The 15,988-nt window shown below is 73.8% G+C and carries 14 protein-coding genes; 2 read left to right on the top strand and 12 right to left on the bottom strand.

The window, feature by feature from the left end:
• The first annotated feature begins 53 nt into the window (after positions 1-53).
• Positions 54-437: a VOC family protein gene (locus tag ACIQUT_RS08980; protein ID WP_403560969.1), complete on the top strand. Its 384-nt coding sequence runs from the start codon at positions 54-56 to the stop codon at positions 435-437.
• A gap of 201 nt (positions 438-638) precedes the next feature.
• Here ACIQUT_RS08980 and ACIQUT_RS08975 read toward each other — a convergent pair whose 3' ends face one another.
• From ACIQUT_RS08975 to ACIQUT_RS08925, 11 genes are all read right to left on the bottom strand, one after another.
• Complete coding sequence (locus ACIQUT_RS08975; RefSeq protein ID WP_403560967.1) at positions 639-1,997, bottom strand: M48 family metalloprotease; 1,359 nt, start codon at positions 1,995-1,997, stop codon at positions 639-641.
• Positions 1,998-2,334: 337 nt separating this feature from the next.
• A complete protein-coding gene (locus ACIQUT_RS08970; RefSeq protein WP_403560965.1) occupies positions 2,335-2,802 on the bottom strand; it encodes a Pycsar system effector family protein in 468 nt (155 codons plus the stop codon).
• A 95-nt stretch (positions 2,803-2,897) separates the two neighbouring features.
• Positions 2,898-4,112, bottom strand: coding sequence for a PE-PGRS family protein (locus ACIQUT_RS08965; protein ID WP_403560963.1), 1,215 nt, complete (start codon positions 4,110-4,112; stop codon positions 2,898-2,900).
• 88 nt (positions 4,113-4,200) lie between these two features.
• Entirely contained in the window at positions 4,201-6,627 is a 2,427-nt protein-coding gene (locus ACIQUT_RS08960; protein WP_403560961.1) for a hypothetical protein, read from the bottom strand.
• A complete protein-coding gene (locus ACIQUT_RS08955; RefSeq protein ID WP_403560959.1) occupies positions 6,624-7,553 on the bottom strand; it encodes a hypothetical protein in 930 nt (309 codons plus the stop codon). The genes ACIQUT_RS08960 and ACIQUT_RS08955 overlap by 4 nt, the downstream gene beginning before the upstream one ends.
• 153 nt (positions 7,554-7,706) lie before the next feature.
• The gene (locus tag ACIQUT_RS08950; RefSeq protein WP_403560957.1) at positions 7,707-8,390 is read right to left on the bottom strand and encodes a Crp/Fnr family transcriptional regulator; all 684 of its coding nucleotides are present in this window, start codon (positions 8,388-8,390) and stop codon (positions 7,707-7,709) included.
• 84 nt (positions 8,391-8,474) lie between these two features.
• Positions 8,475-10,094 carry an alpha/beta fold hydrolase gene (locus tag ACIQUT_RS08945; RefSeq protein ID WP_403560955.1) on the bottom strand — a complete coding sequence of 540 codons (1,620 nt, stop codon included), beginning with the start codon at positions 10,092-10,094 and terminating at the stop codon, positions 8,475-8,477.
• Between the two features lie 12 nt (positions 10,095-10,106).
• Positions 10,107-11,663, bottom strand: a complete 1,557-nt coding sequence (locus tag ACIQUT_RS08940) for an alpha/beta fold hydrolase (protein WP_403560953.1) — start codon at positions 11,661-11,663, stop codon at positions 10,107-10,109.
• Positions 11,664-11,781: 118 nt separating this feature from the next.
• Complete coding sequence (locus ACIQUT_RS08935) at positions 11,782-11,967, bottom strand: hypothetical protein (protein WP_403560951.1); 186 nt, start codon at positions 11,965-11,967, stop codon at positions 11,782-11,784.
• Between the two features lie 50 nt (positions 11,968-12,017).
• On the bottom strand, positions 12,018-12,575 hold the full coding sequence (locus tag ACIQUT_RS08930; RefSeq protein WP_403561648.1) for a TetR/AcrR family transcriptional regulator: 558 nt from the start codon (positions 12,573-12,575) through the stop codon (positions 12,018-12,020).
• Positions 12,576-12,580: 5 nt separating this feature from the next.
• The gene (locus tag ACIQUT_RS08925; protein WP_403560949.1) at positions 12,581-12,943 is read right to left on the bottom strand and encodes a DUF1304 domain-containing protein; all 363 of its coding nucleotides are present in this window, start codon (positions 12,941-12,943) and stop codon (positions 12,581-12,583) included.
• Between the two features lie 620 nt (positions 12,944-13,563).
• Here ACIQUT_RS08925 and ACIQUT_RS08920 point away from each other — a divergent pair.
• A complete protein-coding gene (locus tag ACIQUT_RS08920; protein WP_403560947.1) occupies positions 13,564-14,985 on the top strand; it encodes a DUF6777 domain-containing protein in 1,422 nt (473 codons plus the stop codon).
• A gap of 98 nt (positions 14,986-15,083) precedes the next feature.
• Here ACIQUT_RS08920 and ACIQUT_RS08915 read toward each other — a convergent pair whose 3' ends face one another.
• On the bottom strand, positions 15,084-15,524 hold the full coding sequence (locus tag ACIQUT_RS08915) for a hypothetical protein (RefSeq protein ID WP_403560945.1): 441 nt from the start codon (positions 15,522-15,524) through the stop codon (positions 15,084-15,086).
• Between the last annotated feature and the right edge of the window lie 464 nt (positions 15,525-15,988).

Here is a 15,988-nt window from a genome sequence, read left to right as displayed (position 1 = left end):
CCAGTCCGGCCGCAACTTGCCGACCGAGCGGAGCTCCGGGCAGGATCTCGTGCATGGTTTCGGTGGTGCAGAACGTGGCGGTTGACTGTGTGGATGCCTATGCGCTGGCCCGGTTCTGGAGCGAGGCGCTCGGCTGCCCGCTGCATCCGGAGGGCAAGCCGGGTGACGTGGAGACTGCGGTGATCCTGCCGGAGGGACCGCAGCTGTACTTCAACCAGGTGCCAGAGCCGAAGACGATCAAAAACCGGATTCACCTGTGCCTGCGCCCCGAGACCTCGCGCGAAGAGGAAGTCCGGCGACTGCTGAGCCTCGGTGCCACCCTCGTCGCCGATCGCAGGGAACCCGATGGCGCCGGCTGGGCCGTCCTTGCCGACCCTGAAGGCAATGAATTCTGCGTTCTGCGCAGCGCGGCCGAGCGCGCAGCGATGTCTTCCTGAGGCTCGCCCGCTCACCGTCCGAGCAGCTGATCACAGCCACTCGTTGATGGCCGCGACCAGCACGGTCGCTTCATGGCGGACGGCCCGGCCCGATGCCCGTCGGCAGCAACGGCTCAAGCCGGGCCCACTGGCCGTTCGTCAGATCCCCGCGTCCCACGACAAGTGATCACCAACGAACAAGATCCACCCTCGCAACAGGCCCTACCGGTGCAGCTGCTGGGACATGACGAGCCGGACGTTCCGGAGGCGCGCCTCGGCGTTCGTGTGGGCGGCCTTGGCCACCAGACGGCCGCCGCCCTCCGGCTGCCCGGGGTACTGCTGCGGCGGGTACTGCCCGGGAACGGGCGGTGCGCCGAGGGGTGCCGGAGCCGCCGGTACCGGTGCCGGTGCCGGCGCCGGGCCCTGCGGGGGAGCGCCCGGCACTGCCGCCGCCCGCGCCTCCGACATGAGGACGTCCTCCAGCGCCTCACCGAACCCGAGCCCCACCGCGTACGCGTCGGCACGGAACTCGGCCCGCCGGTGCAGCCAGGCGACGAGCAGCGGTCCGGCCGCCACCGGAATGACGAGCCACCACATTCCCTCCATGAACGTCATCACGAAGAGGAACTGAACGATCGTCAAGGACAGGCAGCCGCCACAGGCGATGCCGGCCCAGTGCTTCGTGCGGAAGAGGAGGAGCAGGAAGGCGAGGATGGCCCGCCCCGCCACCCGGGCGGGCAGGGCGTACCAGTCGGCCAGCATCGCCGCCCAGGCGTGGCCGCCCACGTGGTGGCCGAGCTCGTGCGCGAGCACCGACCCGAGCCGGGAGTTGGGGAGCCGCTCCATCGCGTGCCGGGTGACGGCGACGATGTGCCCGGCGGCAGCGGTCGCGTTCAGCTCGGTGCGCTCCTGGATCCACAGCTCGTAGGTCTCCCGGTTCACCCCCGCACGCCGGGTCACCTGCTCCCAGACCAGGTCCAGTCGTCGGGCCTCCTCCGGGGTGGGCCTCCGCATGCCGAACAGGCGCTGGGCGATGGCCGATTCCACCTTGCGGTTGAAGACCAGCGGTCCGGACAGCAGCCAGGCCACCGGGACGATCAGCCCGACCACGGGGATGAGGGTGGACAGGAAGGCGACCACGGCCAGGCTGATCAGCCCGATCGGCACGGTCAGGAGGAGGTGGGACAGCGCGGCGCCGTCGATGCGCCGTTGTACGGCCTTCACCATCCGGCGGCCCTGGTCCAGGGCCAGGTCGTCGTGGTCGACGACGGGCCCGAAGCCGCCCGCTGCGGGCGGCTCGGCCGGGGGTGCGGGTGCCGCGGCCGCGGGGTGCGGATCGGCCGGCGGCTCGTACGCGTCGGCGAGCGCTTCCGCCGAGGCCTGCTCGGCCCTCGGCGCGGGCACCGACGCACCGGGGCGGGGCGGCGCGAAGGCCTCGCCGGGGTACGCCGGCGCCGTCTCCTCGGGCGGTTCGGGCAGGGCGGGCGCGGGGTACGCGGGCGGGCTCTCCCCCGGGTATGCGGGCGCCGCCGTCACTTCCGGGTACGGCGCGGGCGGGATGTCCTCCGGGTATGCGGGCACCTCCGACACTCCGGGGTACGACGGAGGCGCCGCATCGTCCGGGTACGCGGGCGGGGCGTCGCCCGGGTATGCGGGCGACGCCGTTTCCCACGGGTACGGCGGGGGCTCCGCTTCCCCGGGGTGTGCGGGAGGAAGGGTCTCCCCCGGATACGCCGGTGCCGACTCCGGCGCCGGCGGGGGCGGGGACCGGAACGGCTCGCCCGGGTACGGCGGTGGTGTGGCCTCCGCTCCCGGGTAGGGAGGGGGGACGTCCTCGTGGTCGGGCATGACGGTGTGTCTCCTGATGGTGTTCTTCCGATAGGAATCGCCGACGGTGTCGTTCGCGTCAGCGGCGGGCTCAGCCGGCGAGCAGTGCGCCGGGCAGCAGCACCAGCGCCACCGTGAACCCGGCGATGCCCGTCCTCAGCCAGCCGTACTTGATCGAGACGATCCGGCTGTTCTCCGCGAGCGAGGCGAGCACGGCGGCCCGGGGAGCGCGGTCGGTTTCCCGCAGCGCCTCCTCCAGGACCGCCTCTCCCTGGCGGGCCGCGCCGCGGATGTCCGCGAAGTGGGTGAGCGGGGCACCGGGCTGCCAGCCGACCTTCCGGAAGCGGGGCAGGACGGCCATGAGTAGGGAGATCAGCGAGACGAGGAAGCAGGCGGTTCCCGCCCACCACATCACCTGGCCGAGCGCCGCGAGCTGGGAGGGGCGCCAGCCGCGCGCGGCGAGCACGCCGACGAGTGCGGCGGCCGTCATGCCCTGGGCACCCACGAGGACCGAGCCCTTGGTGTCGGCACGGGCGGCCTCCTGGCGCAGTTCACCCAACAGCCGCTCCGCAGTGCGCTGCGGCTGCGGCTCCGTCCGTAACGGCGCCGGCGCCGCCGGCGCCTGTGCGGGGCCGGGTTCGGGAGCGGTGGCGCTCATCGCGGCGGCTGCGGAGGCACGGGGTAGCCGAAGACGGGTCCGTTCTCCGGCGGCGGGGGCGGCGGAGTGTCCTGCGGGGCTCCGCCCGGGGTGGGCGCGGCCTGCGGCGGCGCGCCGCCGCCCTCCACCGGGTCCGGGGCCGGGGTCGCGTCCGCCGCGGGCAGCTGCGGTGCCGCGCCCTGGGACAGCTTCGCGCTCAGGACCTCCTTGATGACGTTGGCCGCGAGCCGGCGCGGCTCGTCCATCTGGTGCTCCTCCAGCCCGCCGGGGCCGCCGCCGAGCGCCTGGAGGGCGACCGTGAGCTGGTTCTTCATGGTCAGCAGCTGGTCCTGGCGCAGGTTCTCCATGACGAGGCGGGCGTCCTCGGGGTGCCGGGCGAGCTGGAAGGCCATGGCGGCCGGGCCGCCGCGCTCCAGGTAGTAGGCGTAGTACTCGATCTTCTTGGCCTCGATCTCCTGGAGCTCCAGCTCCTGGTGGCCGCGGGCCATCCGGCGCTGGTGGTCGAGCGTCTGCTGCTGGAACTCGACGCGGTGCTGCTGCTCTCCCTGGGCCAGGGCGCGCTCCGCCGCGAGTTCGTCCTCCCGCATGAGCAGCGTGTGCTGGGGGTCGAGTTTCTGGCGCGCGAACTCGATCTCGCGCAGCTGGCGTTCCTGATCCAGCGCCGCCTCGTCGCGCCGGATCTGCAGGCCGCAGCGGACTTCGAGCCCGGCATGGGTGCCCAGCGGCCCGGCGGCTTCGATGGCCTTGCGGGCGTGGAGTTCGGCCGCTGCGCTGTCCTGCATGGCGTAGCCGCGCAGGACCGGCCGTACGGCCTGTTCGACGAGGCGCTGCACCATGGCCGGTACGTTCCGCTCGCCGCTCGCGACGACGGCGGCCGGATCGAGGACCTGCCAGGTGCAGCTCAGCGACACCTCGAAGAGGAAGGCGTCGTTCTGGCTGGCGAGGGCGAGGACGGTGACGGACTCGTGCAGCCCCATGTCCACCTCGTACACGCTGGTCCAGCGCCGGGTGGCGAGCTCGGTGCGGCTCGGCCGGCTCGGCGGCAGGTAGGTGTCGCGGCCGCCCTGGGCGGTGGTGAAGACGAGGGCGTGGTCGATGCGCGTGGCGCGCAGCGGCTTGAAGCGGGACAGCTCCTGGATCGTGACCACCGGGTCGACGAGCACGGAGTGCCGGTTGGCGTCCTGCTGCCACTGGGGCGGCTGGCTCAACATGGTGACGCTGCTCCTTGGGACGGTTCGAACGGCGTGGCCCCGGAGGGCTCACGCCGAGGGGTGCAGGGGTTCGGCGGAACCGCCGGGCTCACCGGGACGGGGAGGCGGCGGGGGTACGGGCGTCCGCGTACGGTGCGGACAAGAGGGCGCGGAGCCGGAGGGCCACGGCGGGCGGGGCGGAGTCGCCCTCGCCGCGCAGCTTCTCCAGGAGGTGGGCGAGCCGCCGGTGGTCCTCGACGGAGACGGCGAGGAGGGGCAGCAGCTCGGCGAGCGCGGTCTCGGCTCCTCGGTCGTTCTCGGCGCCGCGGACCCACTGGCGCAGGGTGTTCTTCCCGGACTCGGTGCAGACGAGGTCGTTGAGGACGCTCCGCCACAGGGCGGCGAGGGCGTGCCGCAGCACCGCCCCGTCCGTGCCGGGTTTCGGATCGGCGCGCCCGAACAGGTCGAGCAGGAGGGGGCGTCCCGTGCCCGCGGGCCCGTCCGTGGGCCCGCAGGCGTGGACCATGGCACGCAGCACGAAGTCCCTGGTGGCGCCTCGGGTGAGGGTCGGCAGGGCGCCCCACAGGTCGGCTGCCGTGTCCCAGTCGTCGTCTGCGGCCGCTTCCTGTCCCGCGGCGAGCAGCAGCACGGCGGCGGACTGGGCGAGGTCGTCGAGCTCTTCCGCCCAGCCACGGGCGGGCCCGCCCCGGGTTGCCATGCCGCGTACGGCCTCGGTGAGCGCGGCGAGCGCCTCCCGGGGGAAGGCGTCCCCGACCAGCGCGTAGCTGCGTACGGCGGTCCAGCGCAGGCGGTGGTCCGGGGCGGTGCACCACTCCGCGAGGATGCGGGAGACGTGCGGGGCGCCCAGGTGGTGGGCGAGGGCCAGGGCGTTGGCCGCCGCGAGCCGGGAGCGCAGCCGCCGGTCCGCCGCCCAGGAGCGGATGAGGAGCGCCATGGCGGACGGCAGGTCGGCCGCGGCCATGACGGCGGCGGTGGCGGCGGCGCGGGTACGGACGACGGGCCGGGGGTCGTCGGCGAGGCGGCGCAGCCAGGCCACGAGCGCGGGCCGGGCGGAGGGGTGGCCCGTCCAGACCTCGCGGAGCAGGGTGATGGCGGTGAGCCGGTCTCTGAACTGCACCTTCGTCTGGAGCACGGGGCCCCACTCGGTCTCTTCGGGCTCCTGGTAGCGGTCGGCGAGCGCCTGCTCGACCCGTTGGGCGCTGGAGGTGCCGAAGACGGGGATCCGGGCCGGTTCGCCGGGGTTCTCGATGCGCTGGAGGAGGCCGAAGAGGACGTCGCTCAGCTCGGCGGTGAGGGGGTAGGGGGCCTCGTCGAAGGTGGCGAGGGCGATGAGGAACGCCTTGTCGTGGAGGGTGTGGTCCCCGCTGTCGAACCATTCCCGGACCTGGCGTTCGGCGGCGTAGTGGCCGAACGCGCCGAGCTCGGCGAGGGACACCGTGCCCCGGGCGTGGCCGGCGACGCGTTCGGCGAAGCGGGCGGTGTCGGCGACCGGCCGGTGGTGGGCGAGGACGGCCCGTACCACGGTGAGGTCGAGGAGCTCGTCCACGCTCCTGCCTGCCAGGTCCTTGTTCCTGAGGTGTCCGGCGAGCAGCGCGGCGGGCTCCGGCGGCTTCCAGGGGACGTGGCCCGGTCCGCCGTGGACGACGGGGTGTGGTCCTACGACGAGGACGAGGTGGCTGCCGGTGGCGTGGAGGCGCTCGCTGAGGGCGCGGATGTGGTGTTCGCGCAGGGGGCGTTCGGGGCTGGTGGCGAAGTCGGCGACGAGGTGGCCGCAGCCTTCCCGGAGTTCTGCGGCCAGCCGGCCGGGCGGGAGCGCCGGGTCGAGGGACCGGTAGGTGCGGGAGCCGGCTGCGCGGAGCAGCATGAGGGCGGCTGCCCTGCGGCCGGTGGTGGCGGGCCCGGAGAGGATGGCCACGCGGTGTTCTCTGAGTCCGGCGAGGGCGAGGGCGAAGGGGCTCCCGGGCTGCCAGGGTTCGGCCGCGTCATCCGGGCTGCCCGGGTCGTACGGTGCGTCCGGGTGGTCCGTGGCGTCCGGGTGTCCCGGGTGGTCCGTGGCGTCCGGGTCGCGGCCTTCGGCCGGGGGCGTGCCGTCGGGCCGGGTGCCGTCGTCCCGTTCCGCGGGCGGGTAGGTGAAGTTCCGTGCGAGGGCTTCGATTTCGGCGGCTGGGATCTCGCCGGACCGCTCCTCGGTGTCGCCGCCGAGGTGGTACTCGACCTTGCTGCCGCCGAGGATGACGTCGCCGGTGACCTGGCCTCCGCTGACGCCGTGCTGGTCGCCGCCGACGAGCGAGCCGCCGATCCGGGCCGCATGCCCGAGCATGATGCCGGGGCTGTGCCGGTAGAGGTCGCGGCGGGAGTCCCAGGCGTGTTCGGTCTCGGGCTCGGTGTTCGATAACTCCTCGGGCACGGTGGGGGTTTCGCCGGCGCCGTCCGGGGTGTGCGGGGTGGCTGCCGGCCGTTCCGGGTGCGGGCCCTGCCCGTCCGGGCCGGCCAGGTGGTCCTGGGGCGCGTTCACGACCGGCCCCCGTCCCGGGCGCCGTCCGCGGTGCGGGTGCCGCCCTCGGTGCGGGTGCCGCCCTCGGTGCGGGTGCCGCCGAGGACGACGTCGCCGGTGACCTGGCCGCCGGTGACGCCGTGCTGGTCGCCGCCGACGAGGGAGCCGTGGATCACCGGCGCGGCGTGGAAGTGGAAGACGGCTCCGGCGGGCCGCTCCTGCGGGGCGGGCGGAGGAGCCGCAGCCGGGGCCCGGCTCTCGGCGGGCGCGGGCGTCGGGGCCCGGCCCGGCTCGGGCGCCCGTACGGGCTCGGCGGCGGGTTCCGGAGCCGGCGCGGCCGCGGGGGCCGGCGTCCGGTCGGGCGACGCGCCCCGGTGGATCCAGGCGGGCAGCACGCCGTCCTTCACGGTGACGTCCGCTTCCTCGAAGAGCTCCGGCCGGACTCCCCGGTGGCCGTGGCGGACGATGCCCTGGTACACCGGGGCGCTCACCGCGAGGACGCAGTGCTCGTCCTGCCGCGCGGCGAGCGCGGAGCGCAGCACGTCGGCGTCGAGCAGCCGGCAGGCCTGGTTGAGGTCGTGCCCGACGAGTCCACCGGTGGTCCCGGCGTGCGGGTCGTGGGCGACCTCGCCGACGGCGAGGACGATCCTGAGCCGCATCTGGGCGCTGTCCGAGGCGAGCAGGTTGTGCTCATGGAGGAGGTCGGGGACGGCCGTGAGCAGCGACCGCAGCAGGACGGTCTTCGCCACGTCTGCGCTGATCAGGGCGATCAGCCCGTCACCGCGGTCCTCGCGGTACTGCTGGGTGGCCTCCACTCCGGCGGCTTCGAGTGTCTGGTCCACGATCTTGTTCAAGGTACGCCGCAGGACGACCTGCACCACATCGTCGCGGCGGCTGAACCGCTCGATGTCGAGGAGCAGGATGGTCCGGTTGACAGGCTCGCGCATGGCCGCCTTCCGCTGGTGGCACGGCCCCCTCGGGGCCTTCTGACACCGATGAAGATGCCAGGCGCGGGGAGTCCGAGGCGACGGAACTTAGCACACTCGGAATGTGACCACGTGCACACAACGGGCCTGGCGCAGGCCGGCCGGGAGCCGCGGTCAGCCGTTTCCGGAACGGGCCATCTGCCGGAGTACGTCCGGTCGTACGACGACGAGGCCGCGCCGCCCGGTCCGTAGGACGCCCCGCTCCCGCAGCGGTTTGAGGAGCCGGGCGACGGCCTCGCGTGAGGCGCCGACCGAGCCCGCGAGGTCGCTCTGGGTGAGTCCGGCGCGGAGTTGGACGCCGTCCTCCGACTCCGTGCCGTGGGTGCGGATCAGTTCGAGCAGGAGCAGGGCGAGCCGTTCCTGCACGGTGAGGGAGGCGAACTGCACGCGCCGCCGGTCGCTGTCGCGGGTGCGGTCGGCGGTGAGGGCGAGTAACTTCCGTGCGATGACGGGCCGTTCGTCGAGCAGGGCGCCGAACCGGTCGGCGGGGACGGCGAGTGCCTCGACCCGTTCGAGCGCGGTGACGGTGGCCCCGCGCGGCCGTCCGCTGAGCAGGGCCTGCTCGCCGACGATGTCGCCGGGCCCGCGGAGTGCGAGGAGGGCCTCGTACCCGTTGGGCGCGGCGGAGGTCACCTTGGCCCAGCCGGAGAGGATGACCAGGACGTGGGTCGAGGGTTCGTGCTCCCGCAGCAGGACCTGTCGTGCGGGGAAGGCGAGGGGGCTGCCGCTGTGGATGAGCGCTTTCCGGTCGTCGGAGTCCAGTCGGGCCACGAACGGGACTTGGTCCTCGAACTGCATCAACGGTCTCTCCCCGCCCGCCCCTTCGGGCCGCGCACGATGGTCTCGATGAGCCGCGAGGTTAGCGCATGCACGGCTCCGGCTTCAGGGGCCGATCTCGAACTCGGGGGGATCGAGGCTCTCGAGGCATGCGGTGTCCGGAGCGGCCGGATTGTCGAAGAACGAGGAGGTGATCTTCTGTGCGCACTTCGACGTGGCGAACACGACGTGGGGCTCGTACGGGACCGTGACGACCTTCGCGCGGTTCAGTGTGCGGGCGACGTACGGCCCGTTGGCCGCGCCGGTCTGGGCGTCGAAGCCGCCCGACAGGGCCAGGGTGGGGATGTCGCTGCGCGTGGCGTCCCGGATCGAGCGCGGCGCCGCGGGGACGTTCCAGACGTCGCAGTCCGGGCGGAGGGAGGTGAGCTGCGGGGCCTGGGCCAGTACCGACCGGGGGAACGACGGGTACACGTCCTGCCCTCCCCGGAGTGCTTGGGTCTGGGTCTCGTACGGCGTCCACTCGCTGCAGAAGACGCCGTAGACGAGCCCGTGGGCCACGCGGCCGACGGCCTGGGGGCTGTATTTGCCGGCCGCCCACTGCTGGGCGATCCGCTGGGGTTTGCCATGGGCCAGCTCGTCGAGGGAGCGGGGCACGCCTTCCGCGACGTGGGTGGCGGAGGTCAGCCAGTTCACCAGGGCTCCGCCGTCCAGGACGACCTTCACCTGCTTCCGGCTGCCGGGGAGCGTGACGGTGGTGGTGACCGGTTTGGCTTCGAGTGCGCGGACGAGGCGCTCGAAGGTGGCGGACAGGTCGGGGTAGCGGCGGTTGCACGCCGGGTCCTCCGCACAGGCCTTGAACAGGCCGTCGAAGCCCTGCTTGGCGCTGCTCCAGGTCAGGGCCGACCCCGCTGTGGACGGCGGGAGGATGCCGTCGATGCCGACCGACCGGATTCCTTCCGGGTGTTGGCTCATGGCGATGAGCGCCAGGTGGGTGCCGTAGGAGATGCCGAACAGGTTCCACCGGTCGACGCCGAGGGCGGCGCGCAGGTCGGCGTAGTCGGCGGCGCTCTCGGTGTCGTTGTAGGCGCTGAGGTCGGCGCCGCGGGACGCGAGTTGCTCGCGGCAGGCCCGCGTCGCGTCGACGTGCAGGCGCTCGGTGGACGGTGCGTTGTAGACGAGGCCGGTCGCGCGGGCGTTGAACTCGTCGATGTTGGGGCAGGTGAGCCGCGGGGTGGCTGAGTACGTCCCCCGCTGGGACATGAAGATCACGTCGCGGTTCCGGTTGAGGCCGCCGTCGATCGCCATCTTCGCCTCCCCGACGGCGTCGTCTCCGGGGCCGCCGGCGAGCCACACGATCGGGTCGGGTTTCGGGTTCCCGGACTTCGCGGGGACGATCGCGACACCGAGGGTGATCTTTCGGCTGTCCGGCCTGGAGCGGTTCTCGGGCACGGTGAGCGTTCCGCAGCGGGCCCCTTCGAGCGCGGCGATCGGCTCGGGGGTCTTCGGGCAGGGGCCGGGCTCGAAGCGGGCGTCGCCCACCGTCCGGGCCACCGTGCCGATCGGGGCTCCCGGGCTCGCACTGGCCCCTGCGCCGGTGCCGTTCCGGGCATGGGCGGGTGCCGTGAACAGGCCGGTGATGAGGACGCCGGTGGCGACCGCGGCCGACCTGGTCCGGGGCCGTCGCGCGGGGCGGCGGCCGCGTCGGGGCGCAGGGTTGGCTGTCATCTGCCCTCCCGCTCATTTCGGGGTGATCGTGAACGGTTTCGGTGCGAGACCGGCCACGCAGCCGGTGTCGGGCGCGGTCGGGTCCGCGAGGAACGAGGCCAGCACTTTCTGCGCGCAGGGCGACTGGGGTACGACCCAGTGGGTGATCCCGGGGATCTGCACGGAGGTGGAGCGGGACAGCGTACGGGCCGCCTCGCGCGCCCACCTCGCCCCGGTCTTCCCGTCGAACGTGCCGGAGACGAGGAGCGTGGGCACCGCGCTGACGGTGGCCACGCGCTGGGCGGCGGTACGGTCGGGAACGTTCCAGATGCGGCACGCGTCGTACTGGAAGGGAAGTTGCGGTGCCTGCGCCAGGACGCTGTCCGGCCATCCGGGGAAGGCCTGGCGTCCCGCGTTCAGCACGTCGGATTCCGAGTACCCGGGCGCCCATTCGCTGCACGCCACGGACTCGGTCAGGCCGTGCGCGGTCGTGCCGACGGCCTGGACGGAGTCGGCCGCGCGGGCCTGCGCGAACCGCTCCGGGCGGCCGCGGCCGAGCTCGTCGATGGCCGCCGGGACGTCGGGGGCCTTGACGGCGTTGGCGACGAGCAGGTTCAGTACCGCTCCCCCGTCGAGGAGCACCTTGACCGGGTCTCCGCCGCGCGGCGGACGGGCGTTCAGCGTCAGCGGGTTCGCCTCCAGCCTGCGCACCTGCTCCGTCAGCGTGCGGGACAGGTCCGGGTAGCGGCTCTTGCAGCGCGGTTCGGCCGCGCACGCCCGGAGGATGGCGCCGATGCCTTCCCGTGCGCTGCTCCAGGTCCAGGGCAGGGTCGCGACCTGCGGGGGCGTGACCGAGTCGATCGCCACCGCGCGGATGCCCTCGGGGTGGTTGCGCAGGTAGGTGAGGGCCAGGTCGGATCCGTAGGAGTAGCCGTAGACGTTCCACTCGGCGATGCCGAGCGCCGTGCGCAGGTCGGCGAAGTCGGCGGCGTTCTCGGTGGTGTTGTAGGCGCTCAGGTCGATCCCGTCGGCCGCCAGCCGGTCCCGGCACGTCTTCACCGCCTCCAGCAGGAGCCGCTTCGCCGGCGCCGAAGCGTAGCCGAGGCCCACGTACCGGGCGTAGAAGCGGTCCAGTTCGGGGCAGGCGAGGTTCGGCTGGTCGTGGAGGTTTCCGCGCTGGGCCATGACGACCAGTTCGCGGTCCCGGTTCACGCCGGCGTCGACGAGGAGGGTGATGTCGTCGAACGTGTCGCCGCCGGGCCCGCCCGCCATGAACACCACCGGGTCCGCGGCGGGCTTCGCCGAGGCGGCCGGAATGACCGCCACGGCCAGCTTGACGGTCCGGCCGCCGGGGCGGGCAGCACGGTTCTCGGGGACTTCCAGGAAGCCGCACCGGGCTTCGGTGAGCGCGGCGACCGGCTCGGGCGTCTTCGGGCAGGGTCCGGGCACGAACCGCGCCGCCGGAGCGGCAGGGCCGGGACCGGCGCCGCGGGCGGACGGTGACGCGGCACTGCTCCCTGCCGGGCCGAAGGCTGCCAGGCAGGCCAGAGCCGCCGCGGCGGCTGCCGCGTTGATGCTGCGCTTTGCCATACGATCCCGTTCCTCTGCCGACATCCACCGCTGCCCGGCGGGACTGGGCCGCGGCGGTGTGGGCGGAACGCACGCACGTACACCGACCGTACCGCGCGCCGCGTACACCCGCACACGGTCAGCGGCCGGCCGGCAGCCAGGGCACGGCGGGCAGGCCCTCCCACACCTGGCACCCCGGGGCGGCAGGGTGTTCGAGGGCGGTCTCGATCGTCCGGGCCGGGCCGGGTCGGGCCGAGGTGGGGCGGGGTGGGGCGGGGTGGGGCGGGGCGGCGCGGCCGTGCAACGTACGGGTCGGTGTACTCATGCCCCTGACCGGGTGTCCTCTCGGGCACCCGGACGCCCCGTCACCACCGGTCAGGGCAGCGGCGTGCGGTGGAGGCCGATCAGCAGGCGCCAGACCCGCCCGGCGATCCCGTCGGGGGTCGCCTCGATGAGGCCGTGCAGCCAGTCGGCGAGCACTCCGGCGAAGGCCCCGGCCACGGCCGAGGCGACCAGCTCGGGCTCCGGCGCCCCGGCCAGCGCGCGCTCGGCCTGGCTGCGGGCGCGCAGGTCGCGGTGCAGGACCCGGCCGAGCGGACCGCCGCCGCCGGGGCGGAGCAACTCCCGGTAGAGCCCGGCGTGCCCGGGAAGCCGCTCGAAGAAGTCGACCAGGGCGGGTGGCGGGCTCGCCGGGTCAGGGACGCCGCGCCAGGCGTGCAGGGCGTCGACGGCCTCCCGGACGATCTCGGCGCAGGCGTCGACCGCGAGCGCCTCCAGATCGGCGTAGTGGACGTAGAACGTGGCCCGGCCGACGCCGGCCCGGCGCACCAGGGCGGCGACGCCCACCTTGTCCAGCGGGCCGCTCGCGCACTCCTCCAGCAGGGCCCGGCGCAGCTTGGCGCGGGTCCGCTCGGTACGGGGATCCCCGGGCACGGCGGTCACCCGGCCGACAGGACCGCGGCGAGCGCCAGGGCGCCGGGCAGCGCCTGGGCGATCAGGATGCGCCGGTTGGCGGTGAAGCCGCCGTAGAGCCCGGCGACCACCACGCAGACGAGGAAGAAGACCCGGACCTGGAACCCGACCGGGTCTCCGGCGAGCAGGCCCCAGACCAGGCCGGCGGCCAGGAAGCCGTTGTAGAGGCCCTGGTTGGCGGCGAGCGGGGCGGTGGCGCGGGCCAGGTCCGCGTCGAATCCGGAGAGCTTGCGCCCGGGCGCGCGCTCCCACAGGAACATCTCCAGCACCAGGAAATACGCGTGCAGGACGGCCACCAGGCCCACCAGCACGATCGCAGTCGTCTCCATCGGCCCAGCCACTCCCCGTATCGCGCAGAGCGCAAAGAACTCGAAACTTCCTGGACAGGTGTCCCGAATATATGGACACCCGTCCAGGAAGTCAAAGCCGGGGGCAGCAGTCCGTCCGCCGGGAAGGTCGGCGGTCGGTCCCCTGCGCGTCGCCGCCAACAGGGCGGGTACGGTCCGGCACTTGGCCGCGGCCGCGCCGAACTCGGCTCGCGGGGGCTTCGAGTTGCGCGGGGCCCCCGGCTGTGCAGGGCGCGTCGGGGGTTGCGTACCAGGCGGGTTCGGCTTGCGGATCCGCCCGTACCGGCGCTCACAATGAGGGCTGACAGTGTGAAACCAGGGCCAAACGGCCTCAAACCGTCACGCACTTCCGTCACGCACTTCTGTCACACACTTTCGCGTTACGCGCATCCCAATCCCGGCGGGAAGGGGAGAACGTGAGTTCCGAACCGCGGTCAGAGCGTCCCACGGGCCCGCCCTCCGGGCCCCTTTCCGGCCGGCCGTCGGGACCTCCGCCCCCGCCTCCGCCCTCCGGCGGCCGCCCGGGCGGCCCCAGTGGCCCGGGTGGCCCCGGTGGCCCCGAAGGGCAGCCCGGCGGGGGAGGCCGTCCCTGGTGGCGGTCCGTGCCGCGGGTCGCGGCGGTCACCAGCGGCATTGCCGTCGCCGTGGTCCTGACCGTCGTCCTCACCCGCCCGAGCGGCGGCCCCGCCCAGGCCGGCGAGGTCATCCTGCAGCCCACGAGCGCGACCGGGCCGGATCCCTTCACCCCGTCGACGGCGAACACGACCAAGGCGCTGCCGGCGGCCGCTCCGGTCGACGCGCCCACCCAGGCAGGTGTCATCCGCAGCGTGTCGGGAGGGGAGGTCGGCTTCTACGGCGGCACCCGCAACAGCCCGGCCTGCGACGTCGAGAAGCAGATCCGCTACGTGACCGCCGACACGGGCAGGAACAAGGCCTTCGCGTCCTCGCTGAACGTCCAGCCGTCCGCGGTTCCCGGATATCTGCGGTCGCTGACGCCCATGCAGCTGCGCTCGGACACCCGCGTCACCAACCACGGCTACAAGAACGGCACCGCCACCGGCTACCAGTCGGTGCTCCAGTCCGGCACGGCCGTCCTCGTCGACGGCCACGGCGAGCCGAAGGTGCGCTGCGCCTGCGGCAATCCGCTGGCCCGGGCGGTCGCCCAGAGGGGCACGCCCAAGCAGACGGGGACCACCTGGTCCGGCTACCGGCCGCAGAACGTCGTGGTCGTGAACCGCGCGCCCACGGTGATCAAGACCTTCGTCATCCTCGACGTGAAGAACGGCAACTGGGTCCGCCGGCACTCGGGCGACCACGGCCACCGCGACACGAAGACCACGCCGCCGCGGAGGCACTGGCCGCTGCCGCTGCCGCCGACGAGGTCGCCTCACACCAGGTCGCCCGCGACCCTGTCGCCGGGCACCAGGTCGCCGGGCACGCTGTCCCCGGGTGTCAAGCCCCCGACCACGCTGAGCCCGGGCACCAAGCCTCCGGACACGCTGTCGCCGGGCACCAAGCCCCCGGACACGCTGTCGCCGGGCACCAAGCCCCCGGACACGCTGTCCCCGGCCAGCAAGCCCCCCGAGTCCAAGCCCCCGGCCAGCAAGCCCCCCGAGTCCAAGCCCCCGGCCAGCAAGCCCCCCGAGTCCAAGCCCCCGGCATCCCTGCCGGTGACGAAGGAACCCGGCAGCCAGAGCCCGGAGCCCGCTTCGCCCGCGTCCGAGCCTCCGGTGTCGAAGGAGCCCGGCAGCCCGCCTCCGGCATCCAGTGAGCCGGGCAGCGCACCCCCGCCGCCGTCCCCGGCCGAGCCCGAGTCACCGGCCGCACCGGTCTCACCGGCCGCGCCCGTGTCGCCCGAGGCTCCGGCGCCCGGGAGCGTGGAGCCCGAGCCGCAGGCGTCGGAGCCCGCCGCCCCCGAGCCCGTCGCCCCCGAGCCCGTCGCCCCCGAGCCCGAGGCCCCTGAGCCCGAGGCCCCCGAGCCTCCGCCCGCAAACGAGCCGCCCGGCAACGGGAACCAGGAATAGCCGCGCGCAACACCGGACGCCGGAGAGGCGGTGACCTCTCCGGCGTCTGCGGTGTTCCGCGCTCTGCGTTCCGCGTTCCGCGTTCCGTGCGACTCGGCTCAGTTGCCGATCTTCGCCTTCAGCAGGTCCTTCAGGTTCTGCTTGAGCTCCTGCTTGATCAGCTCCTGCTTGGTCACCGTGCCGCCCGTACCCGTGGCGTCACCGGTCACCGCGGTCGCATCGCCGGTGTTGACGGCATCGGCGCTGGCGTCACCGCTCCTGGCGTTGCCGGTGCGGATGTCGCAGCCGCCGTCGCAATCGGCCACGCCGGAATGGGCGGTGCCGCTCCTGGCCTCGCCACCGACCGTCGTGTTCCCGGCGGTCGCGTCGCCGCTGGTGCCGATGCCGTCGGCGCTGTCGGCCGGGAGGACGGACACCGCCTGCTGCGGGGCGGCGGCCGGAGCGGCCATCGCCGTCGCCGGGAGGGCGATACCGCCGCCCACCAGAGCCGCGGAAGCGCCGGCCAGAACAATACGACGGGTCCAAAAACGCTCGAACATCAGAATTCTCCACTCGGTATAGGAAGGGGTTCACGGGATCCGCCCCACGGAACCGGCCGGGAATGTCCCACCGCTTTCCGATTCCTCCGGGACTTCCCGGTGAGGGCGCACTTCCAATAAACCCCGCGAGCGGAGGCACGTCACGCCACTCGAATACGTGGCTTGACCGTCCCATCCGATCTTGATAGCGCAGATCCGGGAGTGACGTGATCGAATCCATGCCTCCCGCATCAGCGCCTGCTTCAGCGCCCGTGCCGTCCCGCCCGCGCCGGGGTGTCGGGTGTGGTCGCGGTGACCCGGGCCGTTCATCAGCGCTCACGGCGGCGCGTACCGCCGTGCTGCGCGGCACAGCCGTGGGGGGGGGGGGGGGGGGGGGGGGGGGCGGGCCGGGGGGGGGGGGGGGGGGGGGGGGGGCCAGGCTTGCGGCGATGCCGCGGGCGGTGGGGGTCTGGATCAGGGCGGGG

Source organism: Streptomyces sp. NPDC090445 (assembly GCF_044769385.1).
Lineage (GTDB): Bacteria > Actinomycetota > Actinomycetes > Streptomycetales > Streptomycetaceae > Streptomyces.
Note: the sequence above shows the minus strand (reverse complement) of the source record. Positions and strands in the feature narration are given on the sequence as shown.

What these genes read in the sequence shown, in the direction of transcription:
- ACIQUT_RS08980 (WP_403560969.1), top strand. Translation starts at nt 54, where the DNA reads ATGGTTTCGGTGGTGCAGAACGTGGCGGTTGACTGTGTGGATGCCTAT.
- ACIQUT_RS08965 (WP_403560963.1), bottom strand. Translation starts at nt 4,112, where the DNA reads ATGTTGAGCCAGCCGCCCCAGTGGCAGCAGGACGCCAACCGGCACTCC.
- ACIQUT_RS08955 (WP_403560959.1), bottom strand. Translation starts at nt 7,553, where the DNA reads ATGCGCGAGCCTGTCAACCGGACCATCCTGCTCCTCGACATCGAGCGG.
- ACIQUT_RS08950 (WP_403560957.1), bottom strand. Translation starts at nt 8,390, where the DNA reads ATGCAGTTCGAGGACCAAGTCCCGTTCGTGGCCCGACTGGACTCCGAC.
- ACIQUT_RS08945 (WP_403560955.1), bottom strand. Translation starts at nt 10,094, where the DNA reads ATGACAGCCAACCCTGCGCCCCGACGCGGCCGCCGCCCCGCGCGACGG.
- ACIQUT_RS08940 (WP_403560953.1), bottom strand. Translation starts at nt 11,663, where the DNA reads ATGGCAAAGCGCAGCATCAACGCGGCAGCCGCCGCGGCGGCTCTGGCC.
- ACIQUT_RS08935 (WP_403560951.1), bottom strand. Translation starts at nt 11,967, where the DNA reads ATGAGTACACCGACCCGTACGTTGCACGGCCGCGCCGCCCCGCCCCAC.
- ACIQUT_RS08925 (WP_403560949.1), bottom strand. Translation starts at nt 12,943, where the DNA reads ATGGAGACGACTGCGATCGTGCTGGTGGGCCTGGTGGCCGTCCTGCAC.
- ACIQUT_RS08915 (WP_403560945.1), bottom strand. Translation starts at nt 15,524, where the DNA reads ATGTTCGAGCGTTTTTGGACCCGTCGTATTGTTCTGGCCGGCGCTTCC.